This is a genomic window from Olivibacter sp. XZL3 (assembly GCF_004368405.1).
Taxonomy (GTDB): Bacteria; Bacteroidota; Bacteroidia; order Sphingobacteriales; family Sphingobacteriaceae; genus Olivibacter.
This window is the reverse complement of sequence record NZ_SBJH01000116.1, coordinates 56,395-76,426: the sequence shown is the minus strand read 5'-3', so window position 1 is coordinate 76,426 and position 20,032 is coordinate 56,395. Positions and strand designations below refer to the sequence as shown.

Genomic DNA, 20,032 nt, shown 5'->3' with positions numbered 1-20,032 from the left:
GCCGGCAGCGCGGCAAACTACAGCATTTGGCCGCCCTTTTGTTGGAACGAGGCTTTCAGCTGTTCGTATCGCCGGCGGTCGATCGGGCGGGAAGCCTGTTCAATAATACCTGCCTTGAAGCCCAGGTCCAAGGCGTCGTTGGCGGTATAATAAACACAATAATCCGCGGCGAGTCCACAAACGGCCACCTCCGTTACTCCCCTCCCTTTCAGGTAATCAGCCATTCCCGTCGATTTTTTCCTGCCATTATCGAAAAAGCCGCTGTAACTGTCAATTTCCCGATCCATGCCCTTTCGAAAAACGGCTTCGACCGCTTTTGTTGATAACTCAGGCGCTAAGGTAGCCCCCTCCGTTTCCTGCACACAATGCATCGGCCATAACACTTGGTTCAGCCCGTGAAGGACTATCTGCTCAAAGGGCTGCTTGCCTTCATGAGCAGTAAAAAAGCTTTTATGATCTATGGGATGCCAGTCTTGCGTGGCGACTACCAAATCGTACGACGCTTGCAGGCTGTTGATTACCGGGATCACTTCATCACCACGCTCCACTGCCAGCGCTCCGCCAGGTAAAAAGTCGAGTTGTATATCAATTATGATGAGTGCGTTCATTTAACGGTACATCTATAAACCAAAAATACGAAATTTATAAAAAGCTACAGCCTAACAATTAAGAAACTCCGGGTGTTTGAGGTGCCGATTTCGGGAAGGATATGAAAAACGACGAGCCCTTGCCTTCTTCACTCTTGACATCGATGGACCCGGCATGATCGCTAATGATTTTCGAGGCCACAAAAAGACCTATACCCAACCCTTTATATTGCGCATGAACGGCATCGCTCCGATAAAACTTTTCAAAGATGTTCTTACGCGTTTCCTCAGACATACCGATTCCTTGATCTTCAATCACAATTTTAATACGATCATCTTCTATTCCCGTTCGGATATAGATGGTTGTGCCCTTCTCTGAGTATTTAGCTGCATTTCCTACTATGTTGGTTAAGGCCTGTTCAATTCTATTTCTATCTAATTCCATCGTACAGCAGGCATTTAACTCATATTGAAATTTATGCGACGGTGCTAGCAGATAGACCGATTCAATGATCGACGCCATAAAATCGTCCAGTTCAACCGATTCTTTTTTATAGGTGAATTGTCCGTGCTCGATCTTTGAGATATCCAGCAACTGTTGGGTAAGCGTTACCAGTTTACCTGTTTGCTTTTCAACTTTTTGCAGGTGACTATATAGTTTTGCTTCGGCAGGATCAACCAAGCGCAACGAAATTTGTGACAACGCTCTCAATATGGTAATCGGCGTGTTTAACTCATGACTTGCGACCGATAGAAACTCGCTTTTCTGCTCGTTTAAATAATTGGCATGAATGAGTTCCAGCTCCTGCCTTTGACTCTTTGAGTTGAGCGCTGCATTCCGTACTTTCAGTTCCTCATAAGCATTAACGGGGCCCATCAGTTCAATTTGTTGACGGATAAAATCCAGCCTATGTCCGTCCATTTTGCACGATCGGGGGATTGCCATTTCGAGCGAGACAAAGCCTTCAGTGCCTGAGAAGCTTATTTCTATCAGTGGCACCAATTTACGGGCATAGTCGAAGCCCTCATTATTTCGCGGAAAATCGTCATCGATCCGGAATACCAAGCTGGCGCACAGATAATATCGATCTCTATACGACGAAATGCCGATTGAACAGGAGCCTTCGAGGGCTTTATCCATCACTTCTCTGCTGACTTCTGACACCGCTGTAGCGAAAACAGTTTGAGTAGCCACCGTCAACTTAATGAGGTCGGCAATTTGGATTGACTTCTTATAGGCGAGGGTCAAATCCATTTCATTTTCAAGGGTGATACAGACTAATTCAATCATGGGCTTACATGTTTATTACGACTACCGACATATCGTCGGTTTGGCGCGCAAAGTCTTTGTAAATAGCAGCGGCAAATATCGACAAATCGTGTTTGTTTATTTGTTGGTACTTCCCTGCTTCCCAGCGGGAGCGAATACCATCAGAACACAGGATTAACTTATTGAAGTGGCGGACATCAAGCAGGTGATCGTTCATGGTTCTCGGAATATTATGTCCTATAATGCCATTATATGGAAGCTGTGTTTTGGATAGAACCGGCCCCTGTAACCTGCACGAAATATTGCCTACACCGGCGATCTTCAATTGCTTTAGTTTAGTATCCAGTACCGCCACGGTGGCCACCAGCCCGCGTGTTTTCCGAACAGCTGGATGGATAAACCTGATAATTTCACTAGGCGAGTCGAAGGGACACCCTTTGAAAGCATCCACCGCCATGTTCACGGCGAAGTTGGCCTCTGGCCCATGCCCGAGTCCATCAGCCAACATAAATTTAAATTTACCGGCTATGCCTTTTTTATAGAAACCATCGCCACTTGTCTGTTCGTTGGGCTTTGCAATCACCAAGGGACGTACCTCTACGCCTACTTTCTCCTTCTTTCTATCTGTATTTTTATATATTCTGCTCAGTACAACGGTGCCCCAATTTTGCTGTGAGAACAGGTCGAACTCATCGGATAATCGGAATACGCTGCCCAAACCATGACCGAGCGTATTCTTAGTTGACACACCGTCTGCCATCATTTTACGCGCGTCTTTCATCCCCGGTCCGTTGTCAATACAGATCAATTCAAGATAGGCGTTTCCCTCTTCCTCTATAATTCCCGCCAACATCTCCCCATCAACAGCGTATTTATGCAGGTTGGAGGTGAGTTCGGCAACGATTAAATCTATTTTACCCACCTTTTTCGGTTCGAAACCGGCAAGCGAAACCATGTGATGGATTTCTCGCTTTATGATAGAAAAATAACTACGATCTGCAGCTGAAAAGCGCTTATGCGTCGCATCAACCATTGGCCCATTTCGTTATGGTGACCTTCGTTCCGACGCCAAGTTCACTTTTAATTTCAAACTCGTTTACCAGCCGCTTCGCGCCAGGCAAGCCCAAGCCTAAGCTTTTGCCGGTGGAATAGCCATCGTTCATAGCGAGCTGGATATCGGGAATTCCTGGGCCCTGATCATCGAAAGTGAGTCGTATTCCATGTTGGCGGCCGAGCGAAACGATTTCAATCAACACTTTTCCGCCATTGGCATAGCGAAGCATGTTTCGCCCGAGCTCGCTCGCAGCAGTAATCAACTTGGTTTGGTTGACCAGGCTCATTTTTATCTTTATGGCGTATTCTTTTACCCGATTGCGAAAAGGAACAACATCCTGTTCCTTGGCGATAGACATCTTGTCTTTATTCAGGGAGATGATCTTCGTTATCATTAGCCGCATCTATTTCATCGTCTTCTATTATTTGAACCTTTGATTTCAATAGATCCATTCCTTTTTCTACGTTCAAAGCCGTATACACTCCCTTCAAAGGTAAGCCGAGCTCAACCAAGGTTATGGCCACGGCGGGCTGCATGCCGACGACGACAGTTTCTGCATCCAACAGTTTGGACATTACACCGATATTACCGATGATGCGGCCCATAAAAGAGTCGACTATGCTCACGGCTGATATATCAATCAAAATTCCCTTTGCACCGGTTTTGCTCACCATTTTTACCAAGTCAGCCTCTAACTCAAGCGCTAAACGATCGTACAAATCGACTTGGATGGTGACCAGCAAAAACTGGCCCATCCTTAAAATTGGAATTCTATCCATTATGCGAAATTTAAACGAAAAGGCTTATCTAGCCACTTTCTTTACTTCTACTTTTAGGGTTGCAAATGCGAATGACAGGGCACTGGCCAGAGAGGCCTTGGTAACGATGTCCGATAGATCTATTCCCAAATGGACAATCGTTTGGGCGATTTCGGGCCGGATACCGCTAATGACACATTCTGCACCCATTAACCGGGTAGCGCTTACGGTTTTCAGTAAATGCTGAGCCACCAATGAGTCAACGGTCGGTACGCCGGATATATCTAAAATAGCTACACTGCTGCCAGACTCAACAATCTCCGTCAATAAACTTTCCATCACCACTTGCGTCCGTGCACTGTCGAGTGTACCAATAATAGGCAAGGCCAATATGCCATCCCAAACGCGTATAACCGGTGTGGATATCTCCGTAATTTCATCCGTTTGCCGCAAGATCACTTCTTCCCGCCCTTTAATAAAGGTTTCGAACGTTATGATAGAGAAATTATCGATCAACCGGCTTAAGTTAAGCGTTGCTGCAATTAGATCAGCCGGGTCTTTGACTTCCTCCTGAAGAATCTGCAATAAGGTTTCTTTTAAGCTCATCACATAGAGCCCTGTTTCTCTGGGGCTAAAGCCTTGTTTTGCCCTCGACAAGGATATACCGCCAAGTATTTCAATAACATGGTCGAAATCCGAAGAATCTGGATCGGTGAGATTGGTCTCATTTAGGCTTTTTGTCAGTATATCGATGAGCTCCTCCGACTCGGCCCGCAGCTCTTCGTTACTTATGAGATCCTCCCGCAATGTTTCATCGGTCAGCTGATTCTTCATCCAGCGTTCTAAAATAACCGATTTCCTTTTCTTTAAAATTTTCGTGATTTCCGTTGCCATCCTATTAGTTAAATTATTTTGTAATGTTACAGTATTTTTCACAAAAAAAAAATTACCTAACTCAAATTGGAAAGGAAATGCACAGCGTTATGGCCCCTTTTGCTTCCATTTTTCTGTGGCAACGTTTATTATAAAGCATGTTCTTAAGAGGTTTTTTAGGCCCTTTCTTCGTCCTATTTTTGCCGATTTAGGCTTTAGAGGGCGCTGTAAGAGGAGAGGCTTGGCTAACCATTGCTGCGCAGCCAAGCCTGACTAAGAAGGAATGTCCTGCAATTATTTTTCCCCGTCAATCGTTTGAATGTGTTCCAAATGTTTTCGCAATACGGGCAGGGTGCTTTCAATAAATTGTTTCATCTCGGGGTCCTTGGATTTCTCCAGTGCTTCTTCGAACAAGGCGACATCCTTTTTATGGTCTTCCACCATTTCTTCTACGTAGGCCTTATCAAAATCTTTACCAGCCTTCGCCCCGATTTCCTCTAATTTCTTCTGCTTTTCTACCGCTGGCGCCGAGGGAAGGGCTATATTTTTCTTTGCTGCAAGGGCCTTTAATTCTTCATTCGCTTTTGAATGGTCCTTTACCATCATTGTGCCGAAGGCTTTGACTTTTGCATCCGTGGCCTTCTGTGCAGCTAACTCGCCGAGCGCTACCTCAGCAAGGCCGCCGCTTGCCGCCTCAGTAGCGAAGGCCGCCTCATCCGTAGACACTTGTGACGTATCAGGCATCGAAGCTGACGAATCTGCCAATGCTTGATTGATACTGTCTGCCGCCTCTTTGGCGTCCTTGTTCGAAGCGTTGCCGCAACCACTAACTGCTAGCCACAGGCTAGCGATCCATACAATAAGAATATTCTTCATCTCTAAATAGTTTTTATCCATCGGTTAGATGCCTGCCTGTCGGTAGACGGGGAGCTGACCATGTTCGACCTTACACTTCCCTATGTGATGAAAGTGAAATTTTAAACATGGACGGTTCATAAGATAGCTTTTTTATTAAAGGCATTAACAGTAGGTCATAAAAAATGTTTTCAAAAAGGGAATCAATCTATTTGCTAGCACCATTTTATTTCTTTTGAAACAAATAAACGAAGCTCGCTGTTCCGTTTAGACACTAATTAGATTATATGATACCTATAGCTCCTGTATGGAAAGAGGGTACACAGCAGATGTCCTTTCCTATTCTCAACCAAGATATCAGCGTCGACGTTGCCATTATCGGCGGAGGCATTACCGGTATAACAACGGCCTATCAGTTAGCAAAGGCTGGGATGAAAGTAGCGGTACTGGAGGCTCGCACGATTGGGGAAGGCTCTACGGGATTTTCAACGGGAAACCTATATGCTGTTCCGGGAAGCGAAGGGCTGCACACTATTGAACAAAAATGGGGCAGCGCACACGCCAAGCAAGTCGTCCAGTCCAGAGCCGCCGCTATTGATTTCATCGAAGCGCGTATAAGCGAGCTGAACATCAACTGCGGCTTCTTGCATGTTCCATGGTGCCTTTTTTCAGCGCATGCGGAAAGCGCTTCCTATATCAAAAAAGAAAGAGAAGCTGCGGAACGAGCAGGCCTCGCTACTTCCGACTTCATCCCGCTAGACCTGAAAGTAAACACAGGTTTCAGTATCGCCAACCAAGCGCAGTTCAATCCACTACAGTACACAACTGAGCTGGCACAACGCATTAAGTCGGATTCCTGCCTTATTTTTGAACACACCAAGATGTTGGAATACAAAGAAGGCGAGCCCTGCCTAATCACAACCGACCGAGGCAAAGTAACAGCATCAGCGGTGGTCATGGCAACGCACAGTCCAAAAGGTCTGTATTTTGTTCACTCGTCTATGGAGCCCTATAGGGAATATGCCATTGCCGTCACTTTAACGGGAGCTTATCCTCCAAACGGCACCTATTGGGATATGAAATCGAAGCAGCATTATTCCATGAGAACCTACGATACGCCGCGTGGAAAAGTCTTGCTAGTGCTTGGAGAGAAGCACAAAGTCGGCACGCTGGTACACAATGAATCTTGTTTTGAAAAGCTCGAAAGCTTTGCCCGCGAGCGTTTTGAAGTTGAATCTGTTGTATACAGGTGGGCAGCCCAGCAGTACCAACCCGCAGATGGTCTTCCCTTTATTGGCAAAAGTTCCGGCAGTACGAAGACCTATATCGCTACCGGATTTTCCGCCGACGGATTGGTTTACGGCACTTTGGCAGCTATGATCATTGGTGATGAAATAATGGGAAAACCCGGCCCTTGGCACAAAACCTATAGCGCATCCCGGATAACACCAATAGCTTCGGCCACCAATTATATTAAAGCGAATGCCTCCGTTGCTTACGAGTTAGTAAAGGATTATCTGTTTAAGGATGGGGCCAAGACCTTTTCGGAAGTAGCAGCCAATGAGGGAAAGATCATCGAAATCAAAGGAGAGAAATGTGCCGTACACCGGGATCATTCGGGTAATCTATCTATTGTATCGGCAGTTTGCCCTCACATGGGGTGTATTGTCCACTGGAATAGCAGCGAGCAATCATGGGACTGCCCATGCCACGGCAGTCGCTTTACGACGCAAGGCGAAGTAATTGAAGGCCCTGCCATACACGCCTTAAATCCACTGTATGTCTTGTAAAGATATTCAGGCAAAAATGAACAACCGTTTTACATAAACTTATTGTTCTTACAGTTGTTAAGAAGATGGTTTACCAATGAATAATTTAATATGGCAGAGAAAAAGAAGTTGTTTCCAAGGGTCGTCAGCATTTTAAAAGCCGCTGTAAGTGGTTTTTCGGATCACAATGTTACGAAAATGAGTGGCTCTTTAGCCTATTATACTGTTTTTTCCATGGCGCCGCTACTGGTACTGGTCATCGCGCTGTGTGGAATTTTTTTAGGTCAAGAAACCGCCGAAAATCAGATCTACGAACAATTAAGCTCCTTTCTGGATAAGAATACAGCGCTCCAGATACAGGAAGTGATCAAAAAGGCCTCGGTAAGCGACAGCAGTACGTCGGCTATTGTGATTGGGGCCGTCACTTTACTCATTGGTGCTACCACGGTCTTTGCTGACATCCAAGACTCCATCAATCATATCTGGGGCATCAAACCAAAGCCCAAAAAAGGATGGCTTAAGATGCTACAAAATCGATTTCTATCCTTCTCGGTAATTGTCAGTCTGGCCTTTGTTTTACTGGTATCCTTGATGGTCACCACCTTCTTGGACGGCTTTGCAGATCGGCTCAGCGCGCGATATGAGAACATTTCGATCGTTGTTTTTTACATACTAAACCAAATAGTAACCTTGGCGGTTGTATCTTTTATTTTCGCAGTGATTTTTAAAGTATTGCCCGACGCCCATATCCGATGGAAGGATGTGCTAACAGGCGCTTTCGTAACCGCCCTCCTATTTATTCTAGGAAAGTTTGGTATCTCTTTCTACATTGGTCAGAGCGGCGCGGGTGAGACCTTCGGCGCTGCCAGCTCGCTGGTTATACTGCTCTTATGGACCTATTATTCTGCCATGATTTTATATTTCGGTGCGGAATTTACCAAAGCGTATGTCATGGAGTACGGTTCGGAAATCAAGCCCACTGCTTATGCAGTTACAACGAAAGAAATTGAGGTAGAAACGGGGCAGGCCTCGGTGCAGGAAAACCACGAAAAAGTAAAAAAAGTTGTAAAATAATCTTCTCCCTGAACCGAGGAGAACCTGACAGGAATTGGGGTCCTACGGTTCTCCGTACTTCTTTGCGCATACTAAGGCTGTCCGCCACCACCTGCTGCTCCATAGATTTGACCCGTTGCATAGCTAGCGTCGTCGGCAGCCAGCTGCACATAGATCGAGGCAAGCTCTGCCGGTTGCCCAGGTCTACCGAGCGGTGTATCCCCTCCGAAACTGATAAGTTTTTCTTGCGTCGCACCACCGCTAACTTGTAAGGGCGTCCAGATGGGGCCGGGAGCCACTCCGTTTACCCGGATTCCTTTAGGTCCGAGTTGTTTTGCTAAAGAGCGGACGAAATTCGTTGTAGCCGCCTTTGTTTGTGCATAATCATATAAATCGGCAGATGGATCTTGCGCATCCGCCTCCTCTTCCGGCAAATAATTGATAGCCACGTCTGCTCCTTCCAGAGCATAGGCAATAGCCGCTGCGCGCCCCATACCCGAATCGCCTCCTGTAATCAGTGCTTTCCGTCCGTTCAAACGCCCGGACCCCTTATAGGTTTTTTCGCCGTGGTCAGGAACAGGATCCATCTGACTGGCCAAGCCCGGCCACGGTTGTTTTTGGCCTTTGAAGGGAGGTTGTGGATATTTCGTTTTGGGATCTTCCAGTCCTTTGGTAAATGTAAATGCGCGCGTTGGGTTATCGGGGGAGCCGAAAGCTGGTCCCACTGCCGCTGCGGCTAAGCCCGCGCCAATAGCATTAACCACCCGCCGGCGATTCATTCGATCTTTTTCGTTCATCATAACACTTTGGTTAACACAATACCTTTGTTCGTTCAGGCTTCTCGCCCGTTAATAAGGTTTCGCTTCTTTCGAGACTTGTTCTGCTTGTTTCACGGCTTCGTCCGAATCGCTCTTCGCACCCTTCTCCATCATCATCTTATTCGCCTGTAGGCCTTCCGAAACGCGCCTACCATAATCTCCGTCGCAAGCGTTAAACATTTCAATCATCTTATCTTGTATAGATTGCCGGCAGTGCGACAAGGCATCCACTAGATTGAAGATCAGTTCATCCCTTTCCCAATCTTCAAAGTTTCGGTATGTTTCGCCCGCTTGTTTAAAGTTATTCTGCCGGTCTATCTTGGCACGTACCAACGATGCATTGTAGTGCGGCATATGGTCTTTGCCTGCCATAGGAGCTTCCTTTAGACCGCCCAGCGAAGAAGGTTCATAATTTATATGCGGGTTCATCCCTTCTACAATATCCTGATGGTAGGCCATTTGACCATCGCGCTGGTTCGTGGCAACATGTTTACGCGGCGCGTTAATGGGCAGTTGCAAATAATTCGTCCCGACGCGATAACGCTGGGTATCAGAATACGAAAATGTACGCCCTTGAAGCATCTTATCGTCCGAAAAATCGAGTCCGTCCACCAGCACGCCCGTACCGAAGGCCGCTTGCTCCACCTCGGCGAAATAATTGATTGGGTTTCTGTTCAGCGTCATTTTGCCAACGGGCAGCCAAGGGAACTGATCTTTAGGCCAGATTTTGGTATCATCCAATGGGTCAAAATCCAATTCAGGGTGTTCATCATCGCTCATAATCTGCACGCACAACTCCCATTCGGGATAATTACCCTGTTCAATTGCTTCGTATAAATCTTGGGTGGCGTGATTAAAGTTTTTCCCCTGAATTTCCTGCGCCTCCTTTGTTGTCAGATTTCGTATACCCTGCAAGGGCTCCCAGTGGTATTTCACCAATACCGCTTCGCCCTCTTTATTCACCCATTTGTAGGTATTGACGCCCGAACCTTGCATCTGACGGTAGTTAGCCGGTATACCCCAAGGGGAAAACAGGAAGGTAATCATGTGCATGGCCTCTGGGGTGTTGCTGATAAAGTCAAACTGCCGCTCCGGATCCTGCCTGTTGGTCACCGGATCGGGCTTAAAAGAATGGATAAAATCAGGAAACTTCAGCGCATCGCGGATAAAAAAGATTTTAAGGTTGTTGCCAACCAGATCCCAATTGCCATCTTCCGTATACATTTTTACAGCAAAACCTCTCGGATCTCGTAAGGTTTCAGGAGAATGCCCTCTGTGAATGACGGTTGAAAACCGAACAAACAAAGGCGTTTTTTTTCCTTTTTCCTGAAATAGCTTGGCTCTCGTATACTTAGCAATCGGCTCGTCACCTACCATCCCATAAGCTTCGAAATAGCCATGTGCTCCTGCACCACGTGCGTGTACAACCCGCTCTGGAACCCGTTCTCTATCAAAATGAGACATCTTTTCCAGGAAAGGATAATTCTCCAAGGTTGCTGGCCCGCGATTGCCCACGGTCCTCAAATTCTGGTTATCATAAACCGGATGCCCTTGCCGTGTGGTTAAAATGTTCGATTCTTCTTGTCCTGTGCTTTTAATGGCCATCTGTTTTTGTTCTGCAGTTTCGTTCTCGGAAACGGAATTTTTATGTTGCTGTTCCATAGCGTATTGTTTAGTTAGTAGATACTTATCCAAGGTGTCAACCCATCTCACGCTAGTGTTGCAATATATAAACCGTATTCGGCAGCATTATCTGTCGCGATGAAAAAATATTTTCTTTCGCCTTTACAGGTCCACGAAAAACACCATTTAGCGAAAGCAGAAAAGTGGCAAGATTTTGATGGTGTACAGAATTTGCTTCAAAGATTCCAGATTGGCGAACAGGTGAAGCGATTGAACTTTCGAATCTAAAGAACAGGCACAATAAACTCCCCTATTATTCGTTATTTTACTTAGTTGGATTCCTTTCCAAACATGCGGCATTTGGGGGCACAGGTAATCATGCAAAACACGATACCGTAAGCCCCCAAATGACTGCACCAATACCATTCGGGGACGCACCTTCGTTGTTCAGTTTGTTCAGTTTTTTAAACGGACATTAGAATTTCCTCAACATTTATTTATAAAGCTTGCATGATGCCGAAGGGACAAAGACACGACCAGATCTTTCGAAAACAAGCAGTCAGGCCGCCAAAAAGCCTTAAAAGAGCAGATTGAAGCAACGGAAAAGCGAAATTCCATGCTTTTTTGCCCGTCTACAACTCATCCTCACAAACAAAATAATTAAACTTTCCAAAATGAAATTTAATTTTCATTAAACCTTCCGTTTTTGTGATCCAAATTATTAACACTTATATTTATCACACCTTGCATTACACAGTTATCGACCAAAATCGAAAGCATGAAGATATTTTTACAACCGCATATTCAAGAATTAAAGAAAAAAGTATTAGAAATCGCACAAATCAATAATATTATACCAGCGGATTGCTACAGACTCGCGATGGACATCTCAACAAAAACGCATAAGACCATTAGTCAAACAACGATTAAACGTATTTATGGCTTTGCCCAGTCACCTTATGCACCCTCGACCTTTACGTTAAATGCCTTATCTCAATATTGTGGCTATGATGGCTGGACAGACTTTATTGAGCAAATGGAAGCATTACCGGGTGAGGCAGGCGAACTTATTACTTGGAATGAAATCTCACAGGCCGCGCACAACATCACCCAATTTACCATGCAAACCAATAAACACAAATGCGGCATTCCCTACACACTCACTATTGAACGGCAATCGATAACCCAACATATCCAGCGCTTTCTGGATAGCAATGCCGCTGGTTGCATCATCAGTGCGCCCACAGGCACCGGCAAAACTATCGGCATTACGCAATGGCTCGACAGGCAACTTTTGGCTAACCATATAGAGCAGAACAATAACATCTTTTTACACGTAAACAGCCCTTCGCTTTTCTTTGCAGCAGAATTTGGCTTCCACAGCAATAAATGGCTTGCACACCTACTCAATTTTCCGCAGCAGCGGTATTTTGAGGATTTTATTTTAAAATATGAAAAAAGCGCACCGGGTAATTTTTATATTATAATCGATGATTTCAATGATAATCTTATTAACGACAGGCTCTTCGATATCGTGTTCAGGCAACTAATTGACATGACTGTCTACCTTTCTAACTACCCATGGATGAAGATAATTATTACGCTTCGTCCTTCGACTTGGCAAAAGCACGGACACCTCATCGAGAACCATACAGCGATAAACCGGCTTTGGTTTACCAACTTCTCCTGCAGCAAACGCACGAACGCCGTTAATTTACACCCCTTTACAAGTGAGGAACTTTACGCGTTAATTGGCAAAATAGGCAATTCTCCCTCCACCGTTAGGGATTATGTACACAAATATTTCCCTGTGGTCAGTTTGCCTCTACATTTCCAATATTACTATCAGCTAAAAAGTAATGACCGCGGATTGGAAACATTGGATCCCGCAGACGAGTTTGCCATTGCCTCCCTTTACCTACATAAAAAAGTTCTCAAGGGCGCCCTAGCAGCGGATAAACAATTTATGTTGAGTCGGCTAATTGAAATCACCACCTTCTCTGACGAGCATGCTTTTGTGAACAAAAAAGAAGCTTATGCCATTATCAAAGAAAACAACAGCATTTATAACCAATTGTTACATGCAGGTGTTCTTTATGAATATCAGGAGAAAAAAGGGATCCGTACTGTTTACCAAATCAAGTTTAGATCACCCCTAATTGCTGCTTATTTTATTGCTCAGCATGCGCTTGAAAAACGAAACGGCCAAATCGACAAGGGGTTACTCGCTTGGTTGAAAACGAGCCCTTATAGCAAAAGCCTCAAACTTATGCTACTTAAATGGCTCATAATTTACGCTTTAGAGTTTGGAGATCTCGTTATCTTTAATCATTTCAAAAATATCGATTTCATCGAGCGTCATCTCGCCTCACTTGTGTTGTTTACATGCAGCAACCTGGATTATCCAATCCGTGCAAATGCGGCTATCAGCAGCACGCTGAATCCAACCTTGGCGAAATCAGCACTGATTGATATTGCCCTCGATCACCTATTGGTGGAAGCCGAATACGAGTTGGCACTAAACAAGCTGCTTCGCTACTCTGTATCACCCCAGCAAAAAATATTGTTACATACGTCTCTCGCGTTTTTCGCGTTTTTGTCTTTACGCGATGAGGAAATACAGAAACATAGGGAGGCCCTGCTTGCTATCCCGCAGGAGCATTTCGCTGACTTTACGCTGAACCCTTTACTAGTAGTCGAAAACATGCACCATTATTGTCAGCATAAGGCTTTGAAAGAAGAAGCGATTGAAGAAATACGTTTGTTCTGCGATTATCCACAAAGGAAGAGGCACCGTGCCCACAAGCAACTTATCTATATGCTTGGATATATTCTTTTAAAAATCAAACCATCTGACGACGCAATTACGTCGAAATACCTGCAGCTTGTCAATCAATATGGCCCAAATTTAAAAAGGAAAATAACGAAGGATTTTAAAGCTTGCATTCCACTTAAGCTCGTGGAAAGCACCTAAGGTTTGGGCCACCGTAGGTTAAGCAAAGGTGCGGATACGCCGATCGTTTCTACAATCTTCGTAAAGCCAATTTAATTAATTCTTCGACCGTAAGCTGCGAGGCATTTGCCTTTATAATTTCCGCTAATACTTTTTCCGCTTGCGCTTTATTAAAGCCCAGCATTACAAGTGCCGTAAGTGCTTCCTCAGGAGTCGATTGATGCTGAGGAACCATAATAAGCGCATCTGCGCCTTCTTTTTTTAATTTATCTTGCAATTCCAGGATGAGGCGCTGTGCTGACTTAGGGCCAATTCCCTTAATACGCTGTATCTGTTTTACGTCTCCCTGCACAATAGCTGCTTGGATCTCTGTTGGCGTAATGGAAGACAAGATCATTCTCCCGGTATTGGCGCCGATACCTGAAACAGATAACAAATGCTGAAACAATCGACGTTCACCCTCTTCGGCAAATCCATATAAAGTATGTGCATCCTCTTTGACCTGAAAACTCACAAACAATTTGCATTGCTCCCGATCTTTGATCTGTCCAAAAGTATGCAAGGAAATATGTACATGGTAACCCACGCCATTTACATCCAACACCACATAAGTAGGACATTTGTATACCAGTTTTCCGCTTAAATATTCGTACATATTATTATCAAAGAATCCGCTGCTGTAATTTCGCTATTTTATATCCAATTAAAATTAGCGGGCCGGCTAACCGCCAACCCGCTAATTAATATCATCTATTTTTTTTTGCCTTTCACCGTCGCCTCTTTCTCTTTCGCTTGTACATCGACGACCGCAATAGTAACCATATTTACAATTTCCCGCACAGAGCTGCCTAATTGCAATACATGTACCGGTTTATTAAGCCCCAGTAGAATAGGCCCAACGGCTTCCGCCTCGCCCAACTCCTGCAATAACTTATAAGCGATATTACCCGATTCCAGCGTTGGGAAAACCAGTACATTTGCCGGACCGCCACTCAAATTGGTAAACGGAAAGTTCTCCGCCAGCATCTGGCTGTTGGTCGCGAAATTGGCCTGCATTTCTCCGTCGACCACAATATGCGGGAACTTTTCGTGAAGTTCTTTTACCACATTACGCATTTTCGAAGGAATCTCTCCCTCGTTTGAGCCAAAGTTCGAATACGACAACAAAGCGATACGCGGTTCAATATTCATTTTCTTTACCGCATCGTGCAACAAAACCGTAATATCCACGAGCTCCTCTTCGGTGGGATTTTTGTTTACGGTGGTATCACCAAAGAATACCGGACCTTTTTTAGTCAACATCATGTACATTCCGGCAACTCGGCTACCGGGGCGGGTGCCAATGACATGAAGCGCTGGCCGGATGGTGGTGGCGTAATTTTTCGTTAGCCCGGAAATTAAACAGTCTGCTTCGCCGAATTCCACCATACTCGCTCCGTAATAGTTCCGATCCAACATAAATTTGTTCGCTTCTAACAAGGTAACGCCACGACGCTGCCTTTTTTTATAGAGCGCCTCCACATATTGTTTGAACTCAGGCGTATCGGCTTCTTCTAATGGATCGATAATCGTAACATTCGGTAAATCCAATGCGTGCTCCGCTATAATGCGGTTAATTTTTTCTTTCCTTCCTAAAAGGATAGGATGCGCTATACCCTCATCTTTTATGATCTGAGCTGCTTTTAAGATTTTATAGTTATCCGCTTCCGCAAAAACAACGCGCTTAGGGCTCTGTCGCGCTGCAGCACTTAAATCGCGCATCAGCACGTCGTCTAAGCCCAACCGCTTCCTAAGGCTCTCCTTATAGGACTCCCAATCTTTTATTTCTGCCCTGGCAACACCCGATGTCATCGCAGCCTTTGCTACCGCTGGAGCAACTTCGGTAATCAGTCGAGGATCCGTTGGTTTAGGGATGATATAATCTTTTCCAAATTTCAGGTTATTGATATTATAAGCCAAGTTTACCGACTCCGGAACAGGCTCCTTGGCCAACTTAGCAATTGCATATACCGCTGCCAGCTTCATTTCTTCGTTAATACCTGTAGCCCGAACGTCCAGTGCGCCCCTGAAAATGTAGGGAAAACCCAAGACGTTGTTCACCTGATTAGGATAATCGGAACGGCCTGTAGCCATCACCACATCCTTTCTGGTACTTACTGCTAAATCGTAGGCAATTTCCGGATTGGGGTTTGCCATAGCAAAAACGATGGGGTTTTTACTCATGGTTTTCAGCATATCAGCAGATAACACATCCGCTGCAGAGAGCCCGATAAATACGTCGGCATCTTTGATTGCTTCTTCCAAGGTGCGAATATCACGGTCTGTTGCGAATTCACCTTTTATTGCGTCAAGGTTGTCTCTGTCTCTACGAATCACGCCGGCCCGATCGATCATCACGATATTCTCGGGCTTAGCTCCCAATGAAACGTAAATCCGTGAGCACGAAATAGCCGCTGCGCCGGCGCCATTCACTACAATCTTGACTTTATCCAATTTCTTTTTCTGTAGCTCGCAAGCGTTAATCAAAGCCGCTCCGGAAATAATTGCGGTACCATGCTGGTCATCATGCATTACCGGAATAGACATTTCTTCCTTTAAACGGCGTTCAATTTCAAAACACTCCGGAGCCTTAATATCCTCTAAATTGATCCCGCCAAAAGTGGGCTCCAAGATTTTTACGGTACGGACAAAATCGTCCACGTTTTTTGTATCGAGCTCTAAATCGAACACGTCAATATCCGCAAATATTTTAAACAGCAGCCCCTTTCCTTCCATAACGGGCTTCCCGCCTTCCGGACCAATATCACCAAGGCCCAAAACAGCTGTACCATTGCTGATAACTGCCACCAAGTTTCCCTTAGCCGTATATTTATAGGCGTTTTCCTTATTGGCAGCAATTTCTAAACAGGGTTCAGCAACCCCGGGGGAGTAGGCTAATGATAAATCTCGTTGCGAATTGGTCGGTTTAGTAGGTACTACGGCAATTTTACCCGGACGGCCGTTAGCATGATAGTCTAGCGCATCTTGCTTACGATTTACTTTGCTCATTTCTAATTCGTTCTTTTTTTCAATCTTCTTTACTGGATTGCCTAATTATAACAATAAATTATGGGCAATGCTGATGAAGCACCAAAGGTAGGAAGTTTTAGGAGTACTACCTAGCATTTCTCCCGATTGATTTGAACAAGTGTTAAGATCCTGGAAGGAAACGTGAATATCTGCATGACGCGCCTGCTGCTGCATGAAGCGATCAAAAACGGAAATCACATTCATTTTTGTTAAAAATCTGTTAAAAAACAGAAGTAAATGAATAAATCAATAAATTAGCAATTTTTAAGATATTCGACGATCACCTTATGAGACACCTCAACAGATATTTACTGTTATCTATTTTATTCCTTTATTCCCTACATGCTTGGAGTCAGTCGCGACAAAAGGGAATCAATTTGAACACTATTGTTGAAAAGACCAACACCTTAGCCACACAGCAACCTGTTGAGAAAATTTACTTGCATCTCGACAAACCATATTACGCCGTGGGGGATACGATATGGTTCAAATCCTATTTAACAAGTCATCACCAGCTAGCCGCGCTTAGTAAAGTGGTTTATGTAGAGCTGCTCAACAGTCAGGACTCGCTCATGAAAACCACCATGATCCCAAGCCATGAAGGTACGGGAAGCGGCAGTCTCGTTTTAGATCCACTTATTTATAAACAGGGGAATTACCGAATCCGAGCCTACACGAAATACATGATGAATTTCGACCCTGACTATTTCTTCAATAAAAACATCACCATCGGCGATGTCTTCAATAAGCGAGTAAAGTCGCATGCCAACTTTACGGCAACATCGTCCAATAAAAGCCCTGTAGTTGATGGACGCATACGTTATACAGACGAAGAAGGGAAACCCTTAGCAGACAAGCGTGTTTCCTGGGAGCTCAGACGCGGAACCACCAGCCTTGCTAAAGGCCGCGGCAGTACCGATAAAAGCGGCTACCTCCGTGTGAATCTCACGACTGAGCAGCAACAAGCTTTGAAGGAAGCCGTTCTGAATACGACCATCAGTTTAGACAACAATAGGTCGGTCAACACCAGCTACACCTTACGTGGAGCATTTCAAACGCCCGATATACAATTTTTTCCGGAAGGCGGATATTTAATTGCCGACTTACCCAGCGAAGTTGCCTTCAAAGCGGTAGGCGGTGATGGTTTAGGCGTCGCGGTACAAGGAAAAGTAGTTGACCAACAGGGACAGGAAGTTGCCACAATAACAACACAGCATTTAGGGATGGGAAAATTCAGCCTGACCCCAAAAGCAGACGCCGTTTACACCGCTAAAGTCACTACCGCAAACGGAGCGACCTATAGTTATCAGCTCCCCAAAGTACGTCCATTTGGAACGAGTCTTGCGATCGACCCTTCAGATAGTTTGAGTATTGCGGTAAAGATCATCTCAAATGAGCTCTATCTACAACAAAATCAAAACAAGGTTTTTTCGTTGGTGGCGCAGAGCGATGGCGTGATCTACTACGCCGCGCAAACCGCTTTGAACAGTAATAGCATAAATGCTTCCGTCCCCAAGGATAAATTTCCGTCAGGAATTGTTCAATTCACCTTATTCTCTCCGGCCGGGATACCTTTAAGTGAAAGGCTCGTCTTTGTCCAACGCCCCAACGAGCTCCGCCTAACGCTGCGTTCTGACAAAAAAAGCTACCGAGCAAAAGAGGCCGTACAACTTCATTTAAATGCCGCTACAGACAGCGCGCAGTCCGTCGGCACTTTTTCGGTTGCAGTTATCGATGAGTCGAAAGTCCCCTTTAACGAAAATGCGGAGACAACCATTTTAAGCAGTTTGCTACTTACTTCTGACATTAAAGGTTATGTAGAGCAACCTAATTATTATTTCAGGGAAATAACACCTGAAAACCGAGCCAATCTCGATATACTGATGCTTACACAGGGGTACAGGCGCTTCGATTATAAGGACATTATCAGCGACAAGATTCCACCTATCGCCTTCCTTCCCGAGCAAGGCATCGATATTACCGGCAGTCTTCGCTTATTAAATGGCATTGCCGTACCGAATGGCAAATTGGAACTCAGTATTGGCAATGATAAAAAGACGGTTGAAACCTATTCGGACGACCAGGGGAATTTCAAATTCAGCAACGTGATGTTCACCGATTCGGCGCAAATTACAATTAGCGCCCGCAACAACGACAACTATAAAAACCTCAAAATTACGCTCAACGGAGATGCCTTCCCGGCGATTACCCCAGGATTTACAGCACCGGATGAAGTGCTCAATATAGACAGTACGTTAACGCCTTATTTAAAAAACAGCGAAAGACAATATCGAACGGAACGGCTTTTGGAAGAGGTTGTCATTACAGAAAGAGTGGCTCCCAAGCCTCGTCACACGCAGTATCCGGCCTTATCCGGCTTAAGCCCCATCCCCGATCACCTGATTGACGGCGCACGGTTTTCAGGCTGTAATTTATTGATCAATTGTTTGCAAACGGCTGCTATGGGCTTAACTTTTATGGACAATAATTTCTTTATCACCCGCGACTATAATCAAGGGAACCGTACACCGGTACAAGTGTTCCTTAATGGAATGGCTATTGACGTGAATGGCATAAACACAGTCAGTCCGGCGGAAGTAGAATCGGTGGAAATATTTTTACGCGATGATTTGGGCACCGTAAATAGAACCTATCAAAGTAATGGCGTCTTGGTCATCAACACGAAAAAGAAGCCTGAAGGTACGCGTATCAGCAAGACTGAACTCGAAAACCTTTTGCCTAAATCAAACATTGTGACCATTACGCCCTTGGGCTACCAAGCAGAACGTAATTTTTATTTACCGAAGTATACGCCAACAAGCGCTCCCGGCGTCGACTGGCGCACCACGGTTTATTGGAATCCAGACGTAATTACCGACAGTGAAGGAAAAGCAAGTTTTCAGTTCTATAATGCAAGCGGCTTAGGTACTTATAAAGCGGTAGTAGAAGGCATTGACGAAAATGGTAATATCGGCCGGGCAGTTTATCGCTATAAAGTAGAATAACGAATTATTCGTTCATAAACGCAGCAAGGCGTATTGAACATCTTAGAATGGGGGGATGTAAAAAACATTAAGTTTTGTCATAGCCCCCCATCTTTCTTTCCAATCAATAATAACCCGCACACACCTGCACAGGTAGCCAAGCCGTAAATCAAAAACACTAAGATATTAGGTAAGTCCGGATGTAGCATCATATAAATAATCCCTATAAAAGATACAAATCCGGTAATCATTGCAATGAGTGGTAAAGCCTTTTTCATACGATAACTTCTTCAATATTCAAAACTAGGTAAATGTTTTCGTATGCTAGCGGTCAAATTTTTTTATTACACTATTAAACATAGCAGT

General features: G+C 44.8%; 17 protein-coding genes. 5 read left to right on the top strand and 12 right to left on the bottom strand.

The genetic code is table 11. The features are described 5' to 3' along the window. Positions 1–17 precede the first annotated feature (17 nt). From pncA to EPX21_RS21925, 7 genes are all read right to left on the bottom strand, one after another. A complete protein-coding gene (pncA, locus tag EPX21_RS21955) occupies positions 18–608 on the bottom strand; it encodes a bifunctional nicotinamidase/pyrazinamidase (protein ID WP_134092017.1) in 591 nt (196 codons plus the stop codon). A gap of 58 nt (positions 609–666) precedes the next feature. After that, positions 667–1,878: a sensor histidine kinase KdpD gene (locus EPX21_RS21950; protein WP_134092016.1), complete on the bottom strand. Its 1,212-nt coding sequence runs from the start codon at positions 1,876–1,878 to the stop codon at positions 667–669. A gap of 4 nt (positions 1,879–1,882) precedes the next feature. After that, positions 1,883–2,890 carry a SpoIIE family protein phosphatase gene (locus tag EPX21_RS21945; RefSeq protein WP_134092014.1) on the bottom strand — a complete coding sequence of 336 codons (1,008 nt, stop codon included), beginning with the start codon at positions 2,888–2,890 and terminating at the stop codon, positions 1,883–1,885. Further along, the gene (locus EPX21_RS21940; protein WP_134092012.1) at positions 2,883–3,305 is read right to left on the bottom strand and encodes an anti-sigma regulatory factor; all 423 of its coding nucleotides are present in this window, start codon (positions 3,303–3,305) and stop codon (positions 2,883–2,885) included. The genes EPX21_RS21945 and EPX21_RS21940 overlap by 8 nt, the downstream gene beginning before the upstream one ends. Then, the gene (locus EPX21_RS21935; protein ID WP_134092010.1) at positions 3,277–3,690 is read right to left on the bottom strand and encodes an STAS domain-containing protein; all 414 of its coding nucleotides are present in this window, start codon (positions 3,688–3,690) and stop codon (positions 3,277–3,279) included. The genes EPX21_RS21940 and EPX21_RS21935 overlap by 29 nt, the downstream gene beginning before the upstream one ends. Before the next feature lie 24 nt (positions 3,691–3,714). Then, entirely contained in the window at positions 3,715–4,563 is an 849-nt protein-coding gene (locus EPX21_RS21930) for an STAS domain-containing protein (protein WP_134092008.1), read from the bottom strand. 273 nt (positions 4,564–4,836) lie between these two features. Beyond that, entirely contained in the window at positions 4,837–5,418 is a 582-nt protein-coding gene (locus EPX21_RS21925; protein ID WP_134092006.1) for a DUF4142 domain-containing protein, read from the bottom strand. Positions 5,419–5,684: 266 nt separating this feature from the next. Here EPX21_RS21925 and EPX21_RS21920 point away from each other — a divergent pair, with 266 nt between their 5' ends. Together EPX21_RS21920 and EPX21_RS21915 are read left to right on the top strand one after the other, a co-directional pair. Continuing rightward, positions 5,685–7,187: an FAD-dependent oxidoreductase gene (locus EPX21_RS21920; protein ID WP_134092004.1), complete on the top strand. Its 1,503-nt coding sequence runs from the start codon at positions 5,685–5,687 to the stop codon at positions 7,185–7,187. A 90-nt stretch (positions 7,188–7,277) separates the two neighbouring features. After that, positions 7,278–8,240, top strand: coding sequence for a YihY/virulence factor BrkB family protein (locus EPX21_RS21915; RefSeq protein WP_134092002.1), 963 nt, complete (start codon positions 7,278–7,280; stop codon positions 8,238–8,240). A gap of 71 nt (positions 8,241–8,311) precedes the next feature. Here the strand turns inward: EPX21_RS21915 and EPX21_RS21910 are convergent, their stop codons facing one another. After that, the gene (locus EPX21_RS21910; RefSeq protein WP_134092047.1) at positions 8,312–9,016 is read right to left on the bottom strand and encodes an SDR family oxidoreductase; all 705 of its coding nucleotides are present in this window, start codon (positions 9,014–9,016) and stop codon (positions 8,312–8,314) included. Between the two features lie 51 nt (positions 9,017–9,067). Beyond that, positions 9,068–10,642: a catalase gene (locus EPX21_RS21905; RefSeq protein ID WP_370451047.1), complete on the bottom strand. Its 1,575-nt coding sequence runs from the start codon at positions 10,640–10,642 to the stop codon at positions 9,068–9,070. 156 nt (positions 10,643–10,798) lie between these two features. Here EPX21_RS21905 and EPX21_RS22835 point away from each other — a divergent pair, with 156 nt between their 5' ends. Both EPX21_RS22835 and EPX21_RS21900 read left to right on the top strand, forming a co-directional pair. Then, positions 10,799–10,948: a hypothetical protein gene (locus tag EPX21_RS22835; protein ID WP_166670849.1), complete on the top strand. Its 150-nt coding sequence runs from the start codon at positions 10,799–10,801 to the stop codon at positions 10,946–10,948. 490 nt (positions 10,949–11,438) lie between these two features. After that, positions 11,439–13,634, top strand: a complete 2,196-nt coding sequence (locus EPX21_RS21900; RefSeq protein ID WP_134091998.1) for a hypothetical protein — start codon at positions 11,439–11,441, stop codon at positions 13,632–13,634. Between the two features lie 49 nt (positions 13,635–13,683). On the opposite strand, the gene ruvA is transcribed toward EPX21_RS21900, so the two are convergent. Together ruvA and EPX21_RS21890 are read right to left on the bottom strand one after the other, a co-directional pair. After that, positions 13,684–14,268, bottom strand: a complete 585-nt coding sequence (gene ruvA, locus EPX21_RS21895) for a Holliday junction branch migration protein RuvA (protein ID WP_134091996.1) — start codon at positions 14,266–14,268, stop codon at positions 13,684–13,686. Positions 14,269–14,363: 95 nt separating this feature from the next. Beyond that, entirely contained in the window at positions 14,364–16,661 is a 2,298-nt protein-coding gene (locus EPX21_RS21890) for an NADP-dependent malic enzyme (RefSeq protein WP_134091994.1), read from the bottom strand. A 398-nt stretch (positions 16,662–17,059) separates the two neighbouring features. On the opposite strand from EPX21_RS21890, the gene EPX21_RS21885 reads away from it, so the two are divergent. Then, positions 17,060–19,687 (top strand): carboxypeptidase regulatory-like domain-containing protein, encoded by a 2,628-nt coding sequence (locus EPX21_RS21885; RefSeq protein WP_240768761.1) that lies wholly within the window; start codon positions 17,060–17,062, stop codon positions 19,685–19,687. Between the two features lie 77 nt (positions 19,688–19,764). Here EPX21_RS21885 and EPX21_RS21880 read toward each other — a convergent pair whose 3' ends face one another. Then, the gene (locus EPX21_RS21880) at positions 19,765–19,944 is read right to left on the bottom strand and encodes a hypothetical protein (RefSeq protein WP_134091990.1); all 180 of its coding nucleotides are present in this window, start codon (positions 19,942–19,944) and stop codon (positions 19,765–19,767) included. Between the last annotated feature and the right edge of the window lie 88 nt (positions 19,945–20,032).